This is a genomic window from Geodermatophilus sp. SYSU D00700 (assembly GCF_054050255.1).
Window position 1 is genome coordinate 16,782 of sequence record NZ_JBJGZA010000022.1, and the last position, 19,069, is coordinate 35,850.

Sequence of the window (19,069 nt, forward strand, 5' to 3'; positions counted from 1 at the left end):
GCCCTGGATCCAAGGCTCGAGGACCTCTGCAGTGCCGGTGCGTGCCGCTCGAGTCGCGAGGCCGGTGACCGCATGGGCGCCCTGCCGCTGATGACACCGGCGCCAACCGGAACCGGAGACGACTCAGGCCGCTCCCCCGAGGGAGAGCGGCCTGGTCGACCGCGTCGGCCGTCACCCCGGCGCTATCCCTGCTGCCCCAGGTTGGTCACCAGGTTCACCGCCACGGCGATCACCACGGTGCCGAACAGGTAGGACAGCAGGGCGTGCCCGAGGGCGACCTTGCGGATCGACGTGTCCTCGACCTGGGTGTCCGGCATCGCGAAGCTCATCCCGACGGTGAACGCAACGTAGGCGAAGTCGCTGTAGGCAGGCGGCTCCCGCTGGCCGAAGTCGATGCCGCCGTCGCCACCGGCGTAGTAGTGGCGCGCGAACTTGAGGGCGAAGACCGTGTTGACCAGCGCCCACGACAGGATCACCACGAGGACGCCGAGCACCACGGTGGCGACCCCGACGGCGTCCCCGGAGCTGGACCGGACGAGGGCCTCCACGACGGCGGCGAGGCTGGCCACCGCCGCACCCAGCACGGCCGTGTCCGTGACCCGGGTCTGCCCCTCCTCCTCGGCCAGGCGTTTCGTCCCCTCCGCGTCGCGCGGCCAGCTGATCCGCCACACCCAGAACAGCAGGCCGCCGGCGGCGACGGCCCAGCCGACGAGGGCCGCGAGCTCGGGGACGCCGGCGACCGTGGTCAGCGCGGCGGCGAGGACCCCGCCGCCGAGGCAGGTCAGCAGGCGGCGCCACGACAGGATCGTCGGCCGTGGGCCCGCCCCCACCGCCGTCGGGCGGGGTGCGGCGCTCACCGGGTCGCCCCGCACCGGATCGGCGGGGGCCCGGCGCCGGCCCACCGTACGGCTCGTCGCCGGGCCGTACGGTGGGCCGCCGGTCGGCGCCTCAGCCACCCGGACGGAAGACGGCACGGACGCATCCGTCCTCCTTGTTCTTGAACATCTCGTACCCGCGTGGCCCCTGGTCCAGGGACATCACGTGGGTGGCCAGGTGCTCGGTCCGCACCTCGTCCCGGCTCATGCGCTCGAGGATCTCCGGGATGTAGCGGTGCCCGTGCTGCTGGGCGCCGCGCAGGGTCAGCGCCTTGTTCATCACCGCCCCCATCGGGAACTTGTCCACGAGGCCCCCGAACACCCCCAGCGCGAACACCGTCCCGCCCTTGCGGCAGGCGTAGATGGCCTCCCGGAGGGCGGTCGGCCGGTCCGACTGCAGCCGCAACTGCTGCTTGACCTGGTCGTAGAGGTACTGCGGGCCGTTGCTGTGCGCCTCCATGCCCACCGCCTCGATGCAGACGTCCGGACCGCGCCCGCCGGACATCTCCCGCAGTTCCGCGGGGACGTCGACCGCCTCGTAGTCGAGGGTCTCCGCCCCGACGTGCGTGCGGACCTGGTCGAGCCGGTTGTCGTACCGGTCGATGACGACGACCCGCTCGGCGCCCATGAGCATGGCCGCGCGGGCGGCCATCTGGCCCACGCCTCCGGCCCCCCACACCGCCACGACGTCGCCCGGCCGGACCTCGGCCTGGTGCGCCCCGGTCCAGCCGGTGGGTGCGGCGTCGGAGGCGAACAGCGCCCGCTCGTCGGAGACGCCGTCGGGGATGGTGAATGCGCCCTGGTCGGCGTAGGGCACCCGGATGTAGGGGGCGTGGCTGCCCGCCCAGCCGCCCATCGCGTGCGAGTAGCCGAAGCAGCCGCCGATGGACTGGCCCCACAGCGCCTCGGTGATCCCCGGGTTCGGATTGCCGTTGTCGCACAGCGACCACAGCTCCTGCTTGCAGTACCAGCACTGCCCGCAGCCGATGAACGAGGCCACCACCACCCGGTCACCGACCCGGTGTTTGGTCACCCCGGGCCCGACCTCGGCGACCGTGCCCATGAACTCGTGCCCGAGCACGTCCCCCGCACGCATGGCGGGGATGTAGCCGCCCAGCAGGTGCAGGTCGGAGCCGCAGGTCACCGACAGGCCGACCTCGAGGATGACGTCGTGGTCGTTGAGGATCGTGGGCTCGGGGACGTCCTCGACGCCGATCTCGTTGACCCCGCGCCAGGTCACCGCCTTCATCGGACACCTGCCCTGGGCGCCATCCGGGTCCACGCCTCCAGGAGCACGCCGCCGGGGGTCGCCGTCCGCCTGCCGTGCGGCGCCGGGTCCACCGCGAGCACCTCACCCACCTCGATGAGCTGCTTGGCGCGGCGCAGCGCGGACCGCAGGTCGGCCTGCGGGTCGCTGCCGCTCAACCGGCCGAGGGCGGTGCCCGGCGGCGGCCGGTCGCGCAGCCGGGCCGCCAGCTCGGTGCCCTTGCCGTCCGCGGCGGGGCGGACGCGGACCTCGATCCGGTCGCCGAGCTCGGCCAGGGGGGCGGGCAGCCGCGCGGTGTCGACGTCGGGCGGCTCGCGGAACACGGTCACCACGAGCCACCCGGACGCCGGCCGGCCCGCGCCGGCCGGCCGGGCGGTGGACGGGTCGATGGCCGACCGCACCTGGCGGACGACGCTCCCGCCGGCGCGGGCGGCGAGGGACGCCACGTTCCCGATGGACGTGGTCATGCCCGACCTCCCGTGGCGGCGGCCTGCGGGGCCCGCGCGAACTCCTGCACGATGCGTTCGCAGAAGGCCGGCAGGTCGTCGGGCGACCGGCTCGTCGTGATGTTGCCGTCGGTGACGACCTGCTCGTCGACCACCTCGGCCCCGGCGTTGCGCAGGTCGGTGCGCACGCTCGGCCACGAGGTCAGCCGGCGGCCGCGCGCGACGTCGGCCTCGACGAAGTTCCACGGGCCGTGGCAGATCGAGGCGACCGGCTTCCCCGACTGGACGAAGTCCCGGACGAACTGCACCGCGGCGGGTTCCATCCGCAGCTTGTCCGGGTTCACCGTCCCGCCCGGCAGGAGCAGCGCCTCGTAGTCGTCGACCGACGCCGCGCCGACCAGCTGGTCCACCGCGAAGGTGCCGGCGTCCTCGAGGTCGTGGTCGCGCGCCTGGATCTCGCCGCTGGTGATGGAGACGACGACGGTGCGGGCGCCGGCGTCCTCCAGGGCCCGACGGGGTTGCTCCAGCTCGACGCGCTCCACCCCGTCGGCCGCCAGGATCGCGACCCGCCGTCCGTTCAGCTCTCCGGCCACGTCAGCTCCCCGCCATCGCCGGGTGCAGGACGACCTTCGTCCATCCGTCGTCCCGCTTGTCGAAGTGCTCGTAGGCCTCCGGCGCCTGGTCCAGCGGCAGCTCGTGGCTGACGATGAACGACGGCTCGGCCTTGCCCGCGGCGATGAGGTCGCGCAGCTGCCGGTTGTACTTCTTGACCGGTGCCTGGCCGCTGCCGATGTGCTGGCCCTTGAACCAGAACATGCCGAAGTCGAAGGCGAGCTTGCCCTGCTTCGCCAGCTCGTCGCTGGCGCCGGGGTCCTGCGGCACGTAGACGCCGACGGTGCCGATCGTGCCGGTGAACCGCACCGAGGCGACCAGCCGGTTCATCGTCAGGTTGGCCTGCTCCTGGCCGTCGGGCTCGTGCGCCTGGTAGCCGACGCACTCGCAGCCGTTGTCCGCGCCCAGCCCCATCGTCTGCTCGAGGACGGCCTGCACCGGGTCGACCTTCGAGTCGTCGATGGCGATCGCGCCGATCGACTCGGCCAGCTTGAGCCGGTCGGGGTGCCGGTCGACGACCATCACCTTGCCGGCCCCCCGGATGGTGGCCGAGAGAGCGGCCATCAGCCCGACCGGGCCGGCGCCGTAGACGACCGTCTGGTCGCCGGGCTTCACGCCGGCCATCTCGGTGGCGTGGTAGCCGGTCGGGAAGATGTCGGCGAGCATCACGTAGTCGGTCTGGCGCTCCTCGGCGTCCTCACCCAGCCGCAGGCAGTTGAAGTCACCCCAGGGCACGCGCAGCAGCTCCGCCTGCCCACCGGCCCAGGGGCCCATGTCGGCGAAGCCGTAGGCGGCGCCGGCCATCTTCGGCTCCGGCTGGGCGGTCAGGCAGTAGTTCGTGAGCTGCCGCTCGCAGTTCTTGCAGTGCCCGCAGGCGATGTTGAACGGCAGGACGACCCAGTCCCCCACCCGCACCTTGTCGACCCCGTCGCCGACCTCGACCACCTGGCCCAGGTTCTCGTGCCCGAACCAGCGGCCGGTCTCGAAGTCGGTCCGGCCCTCGTACATGTGCAGGTCCGAGCCGCAGATGTTCGCCGAGGTGATCCGCACCAGGACGTCGGTCGGTCGCTCGATCCGCGCGTCCGGTACGTCCTTGACGCTGACCTGCCGGGGCCCGTCGTACACGACTGCCTTCACGCTGCCTCCTCGTCAGGGTGGTCCCGTGCCCGGCTCGGGTCGGGACCTCGATTGCACCCGGCGCGGCGGGGTGTCCGGTATCGGCAGACATGCCGATCCCGGGCCGGTCGACGTCCACCCGGGGGTTCGACCGCGCCGGGGAGTGCGCGCACACGGGGGTGGCCTGCGCGCCGTCGCCACGTCGGCCGGCGCACCCCTCTGGGAGCTCGGCATCGTCAGCCGGGACGAGGGCCGGACCCCGTCCCGCCCACCCCCGGAGGCGCGGATCGGTCGCTCTGCCGATGCCGGACGCCGGAACGCACCCGCACCCTGGCGTCCGTCGCAGGAGAGGTCCACGGGGTGCAGGCGACGACGCACCGGCCCATCCGCACACCGGTCGCACAGCAGGAGGGCGAGGACACGATGACCGTCGACCCGTCAGGGGAGGCGCCGGCCGCGCCCGTGCACCGCTTCGCCGTCCTCGCCGAACTCGACCAACTGCACGCGCGGGTCCGATCGGCGGAGGACAGGGCGGCCAACCTGGAGCAGGCGGTGGCCACCAACCGGCAGATCGGCATCGCGATCGGCATCCTGATGTGCCAGCGCCAGCTCACGGCCGATCAGGCCTTCGCGATGCTCGTGACGCACAGCCAGAACAGCAACGTCAAGGTGCGGGTGCTGGCCGAGACGGTGATCTACACGGGGAGTCTGTGAGCCGTGCCCCGCGCAGGGAGGTGAGCCGTGACGAGCGGGAGCGAACCGCAGCTCCACCGGGTGTGGTCGGAGGTCGCAGGCGTCGCATCGTCCGCCACCGTGCGGGAACGGGCTGCCGAGCACCTGCAGGAGCTCGGGCGGATCCTGCCCTTCGACACCGGCTGGCTCGCCCTGCGCGACCCCGAGCGGCAGACCCACGTCCCGCTGGCCACCACCGGTCCGGCCGAGGCACTCGTCGCCTACTTCCGGCGTCCGGAGGCCGACGAGGAGGTGGACCTGCTGGGCCTCAACCGGCACCGTCCGCCGATGCTGGCCAGCGAGATCCCGAGCCCCCTGTGCGAGGTCCGCGCATGGGCCGACCACCTGCTCCCGGCAGGTTTCCGTCAGGGTCTGGCGGCCCCGCTGGTCACGGCGGACGGCCGGCACGTCGGCTTCCTCAGCCTGCTCTCCGACGATCCGTCGCGACCGGGCCGGGCTGACCGGAGGGTCGTCGCGGCCGCCACCACGGTGATCGCCGACGACCTGGACCGGACCCGGGACATCGCCGAGACCGCTCGGATCGTCGGGACCGCCGGCGCCGGCGCCGTCCTCACCCGCGGGGGCGACGTCCTGCCGCTGCCAGGTCTGCCGGACGACCGCCTGTTGACGCCGGGTTCACCGATCCTCGGGGTCGCCGCTGACGAGCTGGCCGTCGGCGGCGCATACACCTCGTTCCTCGCCCCGGCACCGGGGACCGGCGGCGAGCAGCTGATCCGGGTCACCGCGCTCGACGTCGCCCGCCCGGACCTCGACCACCTCTCCGCCGCGGTGCTCCTGTGCCCACCGGGCGACCTGCGCGGCCTCACCGTTCTGGACCTCCGCGTCCTGGGCCTCGTGGTCGAGGGCGTCACCGACATCCCGGCCCTCGCGCGGTCACTCCACGTGGCCGCGGACGCGGTGGCCGACTCCCTGGGGCGGAGCCTGGTCGCCCTGGGGACCAGCGACCTCACGGCCGCCGCGGTGCGCGCCCTGCGCGGTGGGTTGCGCATCCCGCCCGAGGTGACCGGAGCGACCTGAGCCGATCCGTCGCCAGGCGATCACGTCCTGCCCCAGTGGGGCATCGTCTCGGTCGTCGGCGTGTACGGCAGGTCGGTCGACGAGTTCCGGCCGGCTCCTCGATGAACCGCTCCCTGACGCCGGAGACCGGGCAGTGCCACGTCCAGCGGTACGTGCGCCCACTGCTCGAGCGCATCGAGCGCAGGGAGATCGACTCCACCCGGGTGATCACCCACCGCCTGCCGCTCACCGAGGCGCCGCACGGCTACGACGTCTCCAAGCGGAAGCAGGATCGCTGCGAGGAGGTGGTCCTCAGGACCTGACCGCGACGTGCCGCCGGCCGTCGCCGGGAGGGCGGACCGGTTCGACGAGCGTCTGCGGGCCCCCGGATGACTCGACGAGGAAGTCGACGAGCTTGCGGACGGCGGGGGTGGCCGGTTCCCGCCAGACCGCCTCCAGGTCCCACCGCAACACCGGATCGAGGGACCGGACCGCGATCCCCTCGACCCCCAGGTGATCGACGAGCCGGAGGATGCTCAGGGCGACGCCGGTGCCGGCTGAGACCGCGCGCAGCACCGCCTGCGGCGCGTTCAGCAGGTCGGGTTCGATGACGACCTGGTCGTGCGCGGCCCCTGCGGGGAACAGGTGGTCCACGGTGCGGTCCCAGATCCCGTCGAACGGCTCCCGCGGGAACATGACCAGCACCTCGCCGGCCAGCGCGGCCACCGGCACCGCTGCCGCGCCGCTCAAGGCGTGCGCGAGAGGGAGGACGACGCCGAAGACCACCGACCCCAGCACCACGCCGGCCAGATCCCGTTGCGCATGGGACCGGCTCCAGACGATGGCCGCGTCCGCCCTGCCCTGGCGGACGGCCTCGACGGCGTCGTCCCCGCGGGCGGAGCTCACCGACACCTCGATCCCGTCGATGGCCAGCGCGGCGTGCCGCAGCGGGCCGTCGAGGACGAGGTCGGCCATGGTGGCCACCCGCAGGGTCAGTCGCTCGCGGGAGTCCGTTGTGGCGACGCGCACGTCCGCCAGCGCCCGGTCCACCTCGGCCAGGATGATCCGGGCCCGCACGACCAGGACGACGCCGGCACGGGTCAGCCGCGCCGCTTGCGGGGTGCGCTCGAACAACGGGACCCGGAGCTCCCGCTCCAGCGCGCGGATCTGCTGCGAGAGCGACGGAGCAGCCATGTGGAGCCGTTGCGCCGCCCGACTGAAGCGGCCCTCCTCGGCCACCGCCAGGAAGTAGCGCAGTTGGCGCAACTCCATGGTTGATCTTACCGCGGGAACCGCGCCGTCCACGAGCCTGGTAGCGGTGGCGATGACTCCGACCACCGAGGTTTCCGGTCACGGGGTCACGGGTTGCTCCCCGAGTCGGGTCGGTGTGTACAGCTGCAGCCCGGTCAGCCTCGTCCAGGGCCGCGGCCGTCCTCGACGGCTCCGTCCGACCGCGCAGGCCCTGGACCGGTGGAGCGACATGACCGAGGCCCCGGCTCTCCGCCTCGCGGAGATCGCCGCCACTACGGGCCTGCTCACGGAACGCGCCCAGGCGTTGCTGCACGAGCTGAGCCGCCAGATCTCCTTCGACGCCTCATGGGTGACGCTGGCCGACCCCCTGGGCAACGGCTACTCCTCCTTGGCCAGCACCTCGCTGGACCGGAGCACCGTCCGGTACCTCAGCGGTCCGGCGACGGCGCACGACATCGAGGTGACCGGAGCCTGTCGCGCCCGCCCACCGCTGAGCCCGTCGGACCTCCCCCGTTCCGCCAAGGACCTGCCGACCTGGGCCGAGCGCCTCACCCCCGCCGGCTATCACGAGGCCCTCAGCGTGGGACTGTTCGTACCGGGGCAGCGCCACGTCGGGTTCCTGGCGCTGCTCTCCGCCGACACCCGGCCTCCGCCGGAGGCCGTCCGGCGCCGCCTGGCGCAGTTCGCCCCCATCCTCGCCCGCGGCATCGACCCGATGGACTCGCTGCTCACCGCCGCACGCATGGTCCAGGGTGCCGCGGCCGGCGTGGTGCTCTGCAGGAACGGTGGCACCGCCCCGTTCCCGGGTCTCGGCGACGACGCGCTGCTCGCGGGAGGTTCTACCGTCCTGGACGCCGCCCGCGCGGCCGTCCGGAGCGGGCCAGGTGTACACGTCCTTCCTGTGGCCGCGCGGTGGCCGGCACGCCCCGGACGGCCATGTCCGCGTGACGGTCCTGACGGACACGGACGACGAGCCCCACGTGCTGTCGGGGATGGTGCTGCTCTCCCCGGGCGGCGACCTGCGCGGGCTCACGCCCCGGGAGCTGGAGGTCCTCGGGCTGCTGGTCGAGGGGTACACCAACCAGGAGATCGCCCGGTCCCTCGTGGTGGCGCCCCGGACGGTCGCCGCGCACCTGGAGCACGTCCTCGCCAAGCTGGGGGCGCCCTCGAGGACGCTCGCCGCCGTGCGCGCCGAGAGGGCGGGCCTCTACGTCCCGGCGGGAACGGGCGCGGGTGGCCGGCGCTGAACCTCGGCGGAGGACCCCCGGCCAGAGCACGGGACGGTCCAGGCCACGTGGGCGCCGGAGGAGACGGCCGACGGGGTCCGGTCCCGACCCGCCAGGCGACCGACGGGCGTCGGCCGGTCTGCCGATCCCGGCCGGCGGCTCCGGTTCCGACGGCGGCTCGGGGTACCCCCACGGCATGGACGGCGGAACCATCCCCCCGCAGGACGACGCACCCGCGGCTGCGGCTGCCGACGAGGTCGACACCCGGCTCCCGGACGACCCGCGGGTACCCCAGCCCGACGACGCGGATCCGACGGTGAGCAAGGAACTCGGCGGCGCGGCTCCGGCCGTCGGCCCTGGGCGCTCGCGCGAGGAACCCGGCCGGGACCCGGACGGCTCTCGGCCGGGTGCAGACGACTAGCGGCCGACCGGACGACCCGGTCCCCGCAGCGGCCCCCGCCACGGAGACGCGAGGCAGTCGTCCACGTCCGGCGCGTCCGTCGTGAACAGCCTGCCGACGTGCGGTCGAGCCGCCCGCCCCTCCCCCGGGCGGGTCCCTGGGCCGAGGAGCGGAGCCGTCGCCGCGTGTCGCCTCCCCGCGCGGGCGACCCCGTGTCGGCCACGGGAGCCGGAGGCCGGATCGGTCGATCGACCGATGTCCCCGCGCCGCGACCGGTCCTAACGTCTGAGCCGCGGTCGGACGACGGGATCCCCACGACCGGCGCGCGGCGGCGTCTCCGGACGACGGTGCGGGAGGCGGTCGCACCCGGGGAGTTCGACGGCCTCCTCTCGCAGCTGCCGCAGGAGCCGGGAGCTGGTCGGGCCGCTGCCTGGACCCGCCGCCCGGGCAGCGGCCGGCGACCGGAGGAGCAGGACGGCAGCAGGTCAGGAGGAGCCCGGTGGTCCAGTACGCGACGTTGATCCAGGCCGCGGGAGCGCAGGCCGGCGCAGCCGACACCGAGGAGGCCCGGCGGGCCGTGGAAGCGGTCGTCGCCGCCGTGGCGGCCTCGCTGGACGAGCCGGACCGCGACCGGCTGGCCGCGGTCCTGCCCGGCTCCCTCCGGGGTGCCGTCGAGGTCCGGGGCCCGGGTCGGCACCCCGACAGCGGCGCCGCCCTCGTCTCCGCGGTGAGCGCGGGGTCCGGATGCCCGGCCGAGCGGGCCCGCTTCTACACCCAGGCGGTCCTGTCGACGCTGGCCGCTTTCGAGCCGGAGGTCGCCGGCGTCCTCGCCCGGCGACTGCCGGACGGTGAGGAGCTGTTCTCACCGATCGACCAGGGCGTTCCGCCCCGCGGTTCCGGGGTGCCGATCGGACTGACCCCGCGACTGCTCGAGCAGGACGAGATCGACCGCGCACTGGCCGCCCTGGAGGGCTGGGAGGGCGACGGACACCGCCTGCGGCGCACCGTCGTGCTCCCGCCCGAGCGCCAGCGACCCCTGCGCGACGCCGTCGCCCGCGCCGAGCAGGACATGACCCACCACGCGCGCGTCGAGCAACTGCAGGACACGCTCACCTTCGAGGTCTGGACACACTCCCTCGACCGCGTGACCGACATGGACCTCGAGCTCGCCCGGCGGATCGACGCGGCCATCGCCGCGGTCGGGTCCTCCGGCTGACCCCCGGCCCGCTCTCGGAACGTCACTGTCCGGCCAGCCGTCCCACGAGCCCGAGGAACTCGTGGAGCCCACTGCGTGATCACCGACGTCGAACGACCTGGACGAACGACCTGGATGGAGGAGTCGTGAGCGAATCAGAGCTGGAGGAGACCGGGACCGGGGAGGCCGCCAAGCGCATCGGTCAGGCGCCGACGACCACGGACGTGACCGATCCGGAGCGATCCTCCCGGAACACCGCCGCCGGCTCGGGTTCCGAGCCGGGCGAGGGCCCCGTCCAACCGGACGCCGACGAGGGGGTGGACCCCTCGGCCAGCATCGAGCCCCACAACGAGGGGCTCGTCTGACCATGGCGGCCCCGCAGTCGGCGACTGCGGGGCCGCCGTCCTGCTCAGCACCGGCCGAGCACCGCCATCGCCTGCGCCGCCATCCGGGCCCCCGGAACCCCGGGAAACGGGCCTGCGCCGGCGGGCGGGGCACCCACCTGCTGCGGCTCGTGAGGCAGGCCCTCGTGATCGGCTCGTCGGCCGGTCCTACAGGACGTCGAGCGGGACCTTGCCGGACGGCGGCGGGAAGATCCGGTCGAGCTGGTCCAGCTCCGCCTGGCTGGAGCCGATCTCCAGCGCCGCGCGGTCGTCGATGACGTGCGCGCGGGTCGAGGCCTTGGCGACGGCGAACACGTCGGGCAGCCGCAGCACCCACGCGATGGCCAGCTGGGCCGGGGTGACCCCCTTCTCCGCAGCCAGGTCCCGCACGGCCCGGTGCTCGAGGAGCCTGCCGTGGTCGACGGGCGAGTACGCCATCAGGGGCATGCTCCTGCCGCGGCACCAGGGGATCAGGTCGTACTCGGGGCCGCGCCGGGCGAGGTCGTAGAGCACCTGGTCGGTCTGGACCCGGTTGTCGCCGGGAAGCCCGACCAGCTGGTCGAGGTCGGGGACGTCGACGTTGCTCACGCCCCAGGAGCGGATCAGCCCGCGGGAGACCAGCGACTCGAACGCGGCGACGGTCTCCTCGACCGGGACCCGGCCGCGCCAGTGCAGCAGGTACAGGTCCAGGCGGTCGGTGCCCAGTCGGCGCAGGCTCCGCTGGCAGGCGTCCACCGTGCCCTGGCGCGTGGCGTGGTGCGGCAGCACCTTGCTGACCAGGAAGACGTCGTCCCGCCGGCCGGCGATCGCCCGGCCGGCGAGTTCCTCGGCGGCGCCGTCCCCGTACATCTCGGCGGTGTCGACCAGCGTCAGGCCGATGTCGATGCCCGTGCGGAGGGCGTCCAGCCGGATGTCGTTCCTGCTGGGGTCCTCACCGAGGTACCAGTGCCCATGCCGAGGGCCGGGGCGGCGGTGCCGTCGGGCAGGGTCACGGTGCGCATCGTGGATGCGGTCATGGGAGCTCCTCCACGGCCGGTCCTGCCGATCCCGCCCGGCAGGCGGCGACGCAGCGGAAACCGCTCCCGGCCGCCACGAGCCAGCCGCAGCTCGTGGTCAGGGCAGCGGCCGTGACCGGTTCACCGACCGGCCGCACCGCCACGTCGCGCACGCCGCCGCGTCGGCCCGGCCCCACCGGACCTGCCCGGCGGCGTCCACCCGGAGCAGTTCGCGGGCGCCGTCGTCGCACACCGGTCCCACCCCGCATCGCGCGGGGCGGGACCGGGCGGGCGCGGCCGTCCCCGGCTCAGTGCACCGGCCGATGCCCGTCGGACCCGACGCGCGCCAGCGACCTCGACACGCTCCGGGCGCCGGCGTAGACCGCTCCCGCAGCGGCGATCCACGGGCCACCGACGATCACCGGGTCGAGCACCTGGTGCTTGAGGTCCGTGCGGTGCTGCCCGACCCGCGACCGCAGGCCGTGGTGGGTGAACTCGGCCTTCACCCCCGTCTCGGTGATCGGGTTGTCCGGGTGCAGCGTGAGGAACGACTTCAGGTGGTGCTCCCAGGCGTCCACGCGGTCGCCGAGGACCAGCAGCAGCCAGTGCGCGACCCGTCCCTCGCTGTAGCGGTAGGCGTAGCGACGGATGGCGCCCGAGACGCCGGACAGTGGCTGGGCGGTGCCGAAGACCGGGGTGAGCATCCCGTGCTCGACGGAGCGTTCCCGCGGGTACTTCTCCGGCTGCCGCTCGGGGAACTCCCAGTGGGCGCCGGTGAAGTCCTCCTGGAACTGCAGCTTCGGCACCGACGGCCGGTCCTTGGGGTCGAGGTCGACTCCCCAGCCGGGGATGCGCTTGCGCAGCTCGTCGGGCGATTCGGCGAGCGGCGGCTTGTGCGGTGTGTAGGTCATCGAGGTTCTCCTGTCGCTCAGGCCGCGGTCGGGACGACGAGGGGCTTGATGATCCCGTCGAGCTTGGCCGAGAAGATGTGGTAGCCCTCGGCGATGTGCTCGAGCGGGATCCGGTGGGTGACCAGCTCGCTGGGCTTGAGGTAGCCGTTGCGCACGTGCTCGAACAGCCGCGGCCACTGCCGCTTGACCGGGGCCTGGTTGGTGTGGATCGTCAGCCCCTTGTTCATCGCGTCGCCGAACTTGACGGCGCTGAACAGCGGGCCGTAGGCGCCCATCACCGAGATCGTCCCGCCCTTGCGGACGGAGTCGATCGCCCAGTTCAGTGCCACCGGGGAGCCGCCCTGCAGCTTGAGCTTGGACGAGGTGACGTGCTGGATTGCGTTGCCGTCGGCCTCCGCACCCACGGCGTCGATGGCGACGTCGGCCCCGAGCCAGTCGGTCGTCTTCTTCATCTCCAGGACGATGTCGCCGTACTCGGTGAAGTTGTAGGTCTCGGCATGGGCGAAGGTGCGGGCCTTCTCCAGCCGGTGGTCCAGGTGGTCGATGACGATGACCCGGCCGGCGCCCATCAGCCAGGCTGATTTCGCCGCCACCAGTCCCACGGGTCCGGCGCCGAAGACGATGACGACGTCGCCCTCGACGATGTCACCGAGCTGCGCGCCGAAGTAGCCGGTCGCCGTCGCGTCGGTGAGCAGGACCGCGTCCTCGTCGGCCATCCAGTCCGGGATCTTCGAGGGGCCGACGTCGGCGAACGGCACGCGGACGAACTCGGCCTGGCCGCCGTCGTAGCCGCCGGTGGTGTGCGAGTAGCCGTAGATGCCGCCGACGGCGGTGGCGTTCGGGTTGACGTTGTGGCAGTTGGAGTACAGACCGCGGGCGCAGTACCAGCAGGTGCCGCAGAAGATGTTGAACGGCACCATCACCCGGTCGCCGACGGCGAGGTTCTGCACGGACGACCCGACCTCGTCGACGACGCCGATGAACTCGTGGCCGAAGGTGTGACCGATCCGGGTGTCCGGCATCATGCCGTGGTAGAGGTGCAGGTCCGAGCCGCAGATGGCGGCGAGCTGCACCCGGACGATGGCGTCGTTGGGGTGCTCGATCGCCGGCCGTTTCTTCTCCTCGGCCCTGACCTTGTAGGGACCTCGGTACACCATCGCTCGCATGGGATCCCCTCCTGGGGCGCGGGCCCCGGCTCGGGAGAGCGCCACGGGGCGCCCAGCGGCCGGCTCTGCTCACCGGCCCCCCCCGACTCTGCGTCGGCCGTCCCACCGGGGCCACTCCAACCCGGGCTCCACGCGGGGCTCCGCCGGAAGATCGGCAGATCTACCGATGCCCGCCGTCCCCCGTCCCCGCTGCGTCCTCCGGGTGCTCGCGGTTGCCCGCCGGATCACCGCACGGCACCCCGCTCGAGGGCCACGCCGCCGTCGTCCCCGCGGGCCCCCAGGTCGGCGCCCTGCCGGACCAGCTCCGCCTGCACGGCGGCGATCGCCACCTCCCGGGGTGCCCGGCCCCCGGCCGCCGCGAGCGCCGCGCAGACCCCGGCGGCCTGTCCGGTGGCCATGGCTGTGGGCGTGACCCGGTAGGAGGAGTGGGCCTCGTGGGTGCCGGAGATGCAGCGTCCTGCTGTCAGGAGGTCGTCGACGTCCCGTGGCAGCAGGCAGCGGAGGGGGACGTCGTACGCGTCCCCGGGAGGCACCGACCGGAGCACGGTGCCCCGGCCACTGGGGTTGTGGATGTCGACCGGGTAGGTGCCGCGCGCGATCACGTCGTCGAACTTCCGTGCGCTCAGGATGTCCTCGCCCGTGAGCACGTAGTCGCCGAGGATCCGCCGCGTCTCCCGGACGCCGACCTGCACCCCGCTCTGGGCGACGTAGGAGTCGGCGAAGCCGGGCACGTAGTCCCGGAGGAAGGCCGCGATCTGGGACATCTGCCGGTGGCTGACCGCCTCGGCGCGGGTGAGGTCGAAGACGTCGGTGCCGAAGACCTGCGTGACCCGTGTCGAGTTCACGGCGACCTCACCCGGGTGCGCCGAGTTGAAGAAGAGGACGTCCTCGCGGGGCAGGTCCAGGTCGCCCGCAGCGGTCGCTTGCTCCACCAGGTCCCAGAGCCCGTGGACGCTGCGCCACTGGTCGGGGTGGTCGGCGACGTAGCGCTCGAAGGGTCCCGGGTCGAAGCCCACGACACGGAACATCAGCGTCATCGGCTGCACCAGCCCGTCGCTCTCGCGTCCGATCTCGAACGGCGCTCCCGCGGCCGCGGCGACGTCGCCGTCCCCCGTGCAGTCGACCGTCACGCGGGCGGTCACGACGACCGGCCCGGACTTGGTCTCGAACACCACCTCACCGGCCCGGCCCGGTGTCCGGACCCCGCTGGCGAACGCGTGCAGCACGTACCGGACACCCGCGCCGTCGAGCAGGTCCAGGGCCACCTGCTTGAAGACCTCGGGGTCGAAGGGGACGGTGTACCCGGTGTCCGGCGACGGCAGCACCGCGCCGTCGGCCTGCACCAGCCGGTCGATGACCTCGATGTGCTTGCCCGCGACGACGGGCTCCCCCTCGCCGTGGTCGGTGGGGAACAGGCTCACGTCACCCAGCCGCGGAGGTTGCGGACGGCGGGTGTGGAAGGACATCCACGGCATCACGAGCGCCGCCGTCGCATTGCCGCCGAGGAACCCGTACCGCTCGACGAGGACGACGTCGGCGCCGGCGTCGGCAGCCGCCAGCGCAGCTCCGATGCCGGCCGGCCCGCCCCCGACGACGAGGACGTCGGCCTCAGCCGCCTGCAACGCTGAGCGCGGGGGCAACGTCAACCGCTCCCCTGCGACCGGCCGGGTCAACGGCGGCACGCTGGACTCCCTCCTGCTCGACGGACCGCCCTGCGATCGCGGGCGTCGACGGCCCCGCCAGGACGTCGAGGACGTGCCGCAGCGGGGCGGCCGACCGGGGCTTGAGCCTCTCGATCCGGGCCTGCACCTGCTCGGCGGTCGCCTGGCGCTCGTCCCAGAGCCGGTCGACGGCCGCCAGCAGCGGACCCACGGCATCCCGGTCGAGGCTGCCCGGCGTCTCGATGCCCAGTGTCCGCGCGAAGTCGGCCACCTTGCCGGCGTACGGCAGCGGCAGGAAGGGCACCCCGGAGAGAGCGGCGAAGACCAGGAAGTGCAGCCGCATGCCGACCGCGAAGTCCATGTGCTGCATCAGGCCGAGGATCTCGCAGGGCCCGTACGTGCCGTGGAGGACCCGCGCGCGGTCGGGAGCCGTCATGCGGGCCAGCACGGCGTGACTCTCGCGGACGTCACCGCGCTCCATGGGGACGAACACCACCTGGCCGCCGTAGCGGTGCACCGCGAAGTCGGCGACCGCGGCCAGGGTGGCGTGATAGGCGTCCACCGCGAGATCCGGTGCCGCTCGCCCTGGTTCCCGTACGGACATGGCGATCAACCGTCCCGAGGTGTCGACCCCGTCGCGGACCAGTTCGTCGGCCGGGAAGGGAGCGGGGCTCAGCAGCAGTGCCGGGTCGGACACCACCTCGATGGGCCGCTCGATGCCGACCTCCTCCAGGACCCGCTTGCTCTCCTCGTCGCGCACGGTCACCCGGGTCATCGCCGAGACCACCTCGCGTACGGCGCTGCGGTCCTCGGCCGTCGTGAGTGGCCCGGCGCCGAGGGCGTACCCGACCGTCGGCACGCCGTTCCGGTGGGCCGTCCGCACGTGCCGGAGGTACTCCCTGGCCTCCGTGTCGTACAGCAGCCCACCGCCACCGAGGACGAGGACGTCGAGCCCGGCGATCTCCTCGTTCACGGCGTCGCACCGACCCTGGCGGCCGTCGATCACCCGATCGGCCAGGTGTGCGTCGCGGGTGTGCGCCGCGTCGCGGGAGAACACCACGACCTCGGCGAAGGGCGCGGCCTCTCGCAAGCTGGCGAGAATCGAGGTCAGGATCGCCTCGTCGCCGATGTTGAGCCCGCCGTAGGAACCGAGCAGTCCGATGGTCGCCATCCAGGTTCTCCTGTCGATGTGTCGCCGGTGAGTGCGGGAAGGAGGGACGCCGACGGCGGCACGCGCATCCGGAGCGCAGTCGGTGGTGAGGACCGACTGGCTGCGGTGGTCCTCGGAGGAGTGTCGCGCTGCAGGACAGGGGCTCGAGGGCGGAGAGTTCGACGGCGGGGTCGTGGTCCGTGGTCGCCGAACCCGTCGGTTGCCGGCGGGGAGGGGATCGCCGGCCGATGACCCCTACCGCACCGCCTCAGTCCGACGTGACCACGTCGAGGAGGGGGACCTCGTGACAGGCCTCGTTGGGACCGTCCCCGTCTGGTTTACGGAACGGCGTGTACTCCCAGGATCCCCTCGGCGACCCGGGGCACACTCGGCAGAACGACCGATCCTGGTGCCCGGTACTCCTCCACTCCTCGGCTACGGGGCGGGACCCAGTGCGACCAGCGCCTCCGGCAGGTCGTCCACGACCACGGCGTCGGTACCGGCGGACACCAGCAACCGGGCCGACGCGATCTGCGGGCACCACACGAGGAGTTGCCGGCCGCAGCGGTGGAGCCGGGACAGCAGGTCCGCCAGGGCCCCCGGGTCGATCTGCCCACCGGCCGTCCCATCCCACAACGAGCCGACGTGGAGGGCCAGCACCTCGACGTCCATGTGGGCGCAGGCCGCGACTGCCATCTCCACGGGGAACCCGTGCCAGGTCAGCAGTCCGAGGGGCACCTTCGGCGCCGTCGCACGCAGGAGCCCCAGAGCTGCCGGGTCGAACGAGGAGACCATGAGCGGCCGCCGCGTCGCCTCCGCCGCCACGACCGGCGCGAGGATGCCTGCGCTGGTGTGCCCGGGTGACCGCAGACAGTCGTCCATCGAGGACTTGAGGTCCAGGTTGAGCCCCACCTGGCGAGGGAGATCGTCCAGCAGGGTGCTGAGACGCAGCGTGCCGCGCCGGTCGGCCTCCGCCCCTGTGACGTCGTCGAGCCGGGTGCCGTCCGGGTACACGGCGTCGTGCGCCACCACCAGGACGTCGTCTGCCAGGCGCCGGACATCGGCTTCCACCCATCGCGCCCCGCTGCGCACGGCGGCGGCGAAGGAGCCGAGGGTGTTCTGCTGATGCCCGTCGACGACACCGCAGCCGAGCCCGCGGTGCCCGATGACGGCAGGCCCCTCCCCGAAGACGTCCGGGGGCACGGGTCGTGCCCGGCCGGCCGTGGTCACGGGTCCACTGCGAGGTGGGCGCAGGTGCACCGTCTCGTCCGGAGGGGTCACCGGCCACAGCCCGCGAGACTCCGGCGGAAGGCGCAGCCGCCCCGTGACGCGAGATGGAGCACGCGGTCATCTCCTTCCTTGGCGTGGACACGACCGCCGGCGTACCTGGGACGGCCTGCAGGTGCGGAGGTGCTCCGGGAACGCCCGTTCCCGTCGGGCAGCCGCTCCCCAGGATGGCCGGGCCGGTGCCCGGGCGCCGTCGGCACAACTGCCCATCTTCGGCCCCGAGCGGCCGCCCGCAGCCGCTCCAGCCCGGGGCCGCCCGGAGCAGGACGACGGGCTGATCGCGCGCCAGTCCGCCCGGGGACGTGTCCGGCTGGCGGGCGCGGGTACCCCGCTCACCGCCGAGCAGCCGGCCAGGTGAGAACGATCCTGTGGCGCCATCGAGCTCCCGCTGTCAGGCGGAGTTCCGCCATCTCCGCGCCATCGAGCGACAGGGGGACGACATGCCCACCAGACGCCGGCTCGAGGGCCGCACGATCGCTGCCCTGGCGGCCGACGGCTTCGAGAAGGTCGAGCTGGTGGTTCCGCTGCGGGCCCTGAAGGCGGCCGGCGCCGAGGTGCACGTCGTGTCCCTGCGGCGCGGACGGATCCGCGGGGTGAACCTGCACATGCCGGCCAGCCGGGTCCGCGTGGACAGGACGATCGACGAAGCCGATCCCGGCGACTACGACGGCCTGTTGTTGCCCGGTGGGTTCATCAACCCCGACCTCCTCCGGCAGTCCGCCCCGGCACGGGAGTTCGTCCGCGCGCTCGCCGCGAGCGACAAGCCCATCGCCACCCTCTGCCACGGACCGTGGGTGCTCGCCTCGGCGGGCCTCGTGGACGGACGGACCCTCACCTCCTGGCCCGGGATCCGCGACGACCTGGTGAACGCGGGTGCCACCTGGCTCGATCAGGAACTCATCCGGGACGGGAACCTCACCACCAGCAGAGGGCCCCAGGACATGGCCGCCTTCATCCCCGGGATGCTCGAGGCCTTCGCGACGACGTCGCCGGAGCCGGCGACGACGGCACGGCGTCGTGAGTCCGACCGGCAGCGCGAGGCGCCCGTCGGCTGGGCCATCGCCGCGCTGCGATGGTCGCCGAAACCGTCGGCCGCCGCCGTGATGGGCATCGGCCTGGCTGCCGCCGCACAGCGCGCCCTGTCCGGCCCGACCGCGCAGACCGGGAGGACCCGCACGGCACGTCGTGCTCGGTGACGTCCGCGATCGCAGCGGCTGAGGGAGCGGCTGAGCCTGTGCGGTCACACGACCCACGGCGGTGCTCCGCAGTGCAGCCGCGTCGCTGGCTCCGTTAGCCGGTGCCTCAGACCACTGCGGCTCTTTCGTCATCGTGAACGGGACTACTCGGTCCCGCTCCGCGGTAACCGGGCACCCGGGGAC

General features: G+C 73.4%; 19 protein-coding genes. 7 read left to right on the forward strand and 12 right to left on the reverse strand.

Going from position 1 to position 19,069, the window contains the following annotated elements:
- Window positions 1–182 precede the first annotated feature (182 nt).
- The 5 genes from ACI79V_RS15945 to ACI79V_RS15965 all read right to left on the reverse strand — a co-directional run bounded on the left by ACI79V_RS15945 (window position 183) and on the right by ACI79V_RS15965 (window position 4,337).
- Complete coding sequence (locus tag ACI79V_RS15945) at window positions 183–857, reverse strand: DUF1345 domain-containing protein (protein WP_456890629.1); 675 nt, start codon at window positions 855–857, stop codon at window positions 183–185.
- A 91-nt stretch (window positions 858–948) separates the two neighbouring features.
- On the reverse strand, window positions 949–2,124 hold the full coding sequence (locus ACI79V_RS15950) for a zinc-dependent alcohol dehydrogenase (protein WP_456890630.1): 1,176 nt from the start codon (window positions 2,122–2,124) through the stop codon (window positions 949–951).
- Window positions 2,121–2,609 (reverse strand): hypothetical protein, encoded by a 489-nt coding sequence (locus ACI79V_RS15955; protein ID WP_456890631.1) that lies wholly within the window; start codon window positions 2,607–2,609, stop codon window positions 2,121–2,123. Before ACI79V_RS15955 ends, ACI79V_RS15950 begins: the two co-directional genes overlap by 4 nt.
- Window positions 2,606–3,181 (reverse strand): type 1 glutamine amidotransferase domain-containing protein, encoded by a 576-nt coding sequence (locus ACI79V_RS15960; RefSeq protein WP_456890632.1) that lies wholly within the window; start codon window positions 3,179–3,181, stop codon window positions 2,606–2,608. Before ACI79V_RS15960 ends, ACI79V_RS15955 begins: the two co-directional genes overlap by 4 nt.
- Before the next feature lies 1 nt (window position 3,182).
- Complete coding sequence (locus ACI79V_RS15965; RefSeq protein ID WP_456890633.1) at window positions 3,183–4,337, reverse strand: glutathione-independent formaldehyde dehydrogenase; 1,155 nt, start codon at window positions 4,335–4,337, stop codon at window positions 3,183–3,185.
- 339 nt (window positions 4,338–4,676) lie between these two features.
- Here ACI79V_RS15965 and ACI79V_RS15970 point away from each other — a divergent pair, with 339 nt between their 5' ends.
- From ACI79V_RS15970 to ACI79V_RS15980, 3 genes are all read left to right on the forward strand, one after another.
- Entirely contained in the window at window positions 4,677–5,030 is a 354-nt protein-coding gene (locus tag ACI79V_RS15970) for an ANTAR domain-containing protein (RefSeq protein WP_456890634.1), read from the forward strand.
- A 99-nt stretch (window positions 5,031–5,129) separates the two neighbouring features.
- The gene (locus ACI79V_RS15975) at window positions 5,130–6,086 is read left to right on the forward strand and encodes a helix-turn-helix transcriptional regulator (RefSeq protein WP_456890635.1); all 957 of its coding nucleotides are present in this window, start codon (window positions 5,130–5,132) and stop codon (window positions 6,084–6,086) included.
- 101 nt (window positions 6,087–6,187) lie between these two features.
- Window positions 6,188–6,388: a hypothetical protein gene (locus ACI79V_RS15980; protein WP_456890636.1), complete on the forward strand. Its 201-nt coding sequence runs from the start codon at window positions 6,188–6,190 to the stop codon at window positions 6,386–6,388.
- On the opposite strand, the gene ACI79V_RS15985 is transcribed toward ACI79V_RS15980, so the two are convergent.
- Entirely contained in the window at window positions 6,378–7,337 is a 960-nt protein-coding gene (locus ACI79V_RS15985) for a LysR family transcriptional regulator (RefSeq protein WP_456890637.1), read from the reverse strand. The genes ACI79V_RS15980 and ACI79V_RS15985 overlap by 11 nt on opposite strands.
- A 923-nt stretch (window positions 7,338–8,260) precedes the next feature.
- Between ACI79V_RS15985 and ACI79V_RS15990 the strand changes: the two genes are divergently transcribed.
- The 3 genes from ACI79V_RS15990 to ACI79V_RS16000 all read left to right on the forward strand — a co-directional run bounded on the left by ACI79V_RS15990 (window position 8,261) and on the right by ACI79V_RS16000 (window position 10,502).
- Complete coding sequence (locus tag ACI79V_RS15990) at window positions 8,261–8,563, forward strand: response regulator transcription factor (RefSeq protein ID WP_456890639.1); 303 nt, start codon at window positions 8,261–8,263, stop codon at window positions 8,561–8,563.
- A gap of 878 nt (window positions 8,564–9,441) precedes the next feature.
- Window positions 9,442–10,158, forward strand: coding sequence for a 4a-hydroxytetrahydrobiopterin dehydratase (locus tag ACI79V_RS15995; RefSeq protein ID WP_456890641.1), 717 nt, complete (start codon window positions 9,442–9,444; stop codon window positions 10,156–10,158).
- Between the two features lie 125 nt (window positions 10,159–10,283).
- Window positions 10,284–10,502 (forward strand): hypothetical protein, encoded by a 219-nt coding sequence (locus ACI79V_RS16000; protein ID WP_456873573.1) that lies wholly within the window; start codon window positions 10,284–10,286, stop codon window positions 10,500–10,502.
- Window positions 10,503–10,688: 186 nt separating this feature from the next.
- Here ACI79V_RS16000 and ACI79V_RS16005 read toward each other — a convergent pair whose 3' ends face one another.
- The 6 genes from ACI79V_RS16005 to ACI79V_RS16030 form a co-directional block, all read right to left on the reverse strand.
- Window positions 10,689–11,528: an aldo/keto reductase gene (locus ACI79V_RS16005; protein WP_456890739.1), complete on the reverse strand. Its 840-nt coding sequence runs from the start codon at window positions 11,526–11,528 to the stop codon at window positions 10,689–10,691.
- A 295-nt stretch (window positions 11,529–11,823) separates the two neighbouring features.
- Window positions 11,824–12,426 (reverse strand): hypothetical protein, encoded by a 603-nt coding sequence (locus ACI79V_RS16010; protein ID WP_456890643.1) that lies wholly within the window; start codon window positions 12,424–12,426, stop codon window positions 11,824–11,826.
- Window positions 12,427–12,443: 17 nt separating this feature from the next.
- Window positions 12,444–13,592: a zinc-dependent alcohol dehydrogenase gene (locus ACI79V_RS16015; protein ID WP_456890645.1), complete on the reverse strand. Its 1,149-nt coding sequence runs from the start codon at window positions 13,590–13,592 to the stop codon at window positions 12,444–12,446.
- Window positions 13,593–13,816: 224 nt separating this feature from the next.
- Entirely contained in the window at window positions 13,817–15,232 is a 1,416-nt protein-coding gene (locus tag ACI79V_RS16020; RefSeq protein ID WP_456890646.1) for an FAD-dependent oxidoreductase, read from the reverse strand.
- Window positions 15,201–16,424 carry a polysaccharide pyruvyl transferase family protein gene (locus tag ACI79V_RS16025; RefSeq protein ID WP_456890647.1) on the reverse strand — a complete coding sequence of 408 codons (1,224 nt, stop codon included), beginning with the start codon at window positions 16,422–16,424 and terminating at the stop codon, window positions 15,201–15,203. The genes ACI79V_RS16020 and ACI79V_RS16025 overlap by 32 nt, the downstream gene beginning before the upstream one ends.
- Window positions 16,425–16,838: 414 nt before the next feature.
- Window positions 16,839–17,633 (reverse strand): glycerophosphodiester phosphodiesterase, encoded by a 795-nt coding sequence (locus ACI79V_RS16030; RefSeq protein WP_456890649.1) that lies wholly within the window; start codon window positions 17,631–17,633, stop codon window positions 16,839–16,841.
- A gap of 359 nt (window positions 17,634–17,992) precedes the next feature.
- On the opposite strand from ACI79V_RS16030, the gene ACI79V_RS16035 reads away from it, so the two are divergent.
- On the forward strand, window positions 17,993–18,886 hold the full coding sequence (locus ACI79V_RS16035) for a type 1 glutamine amidotransferase domain-containing protein (protein ID WP_456890652.1): 894 nt from the start codon (window positions 17,993–17,995) through the stop codon (window positions 18,884–18,886).
- The last annotated feature ends 183 nt before the right edge of the window (window positions 18,887–19,069 follow it).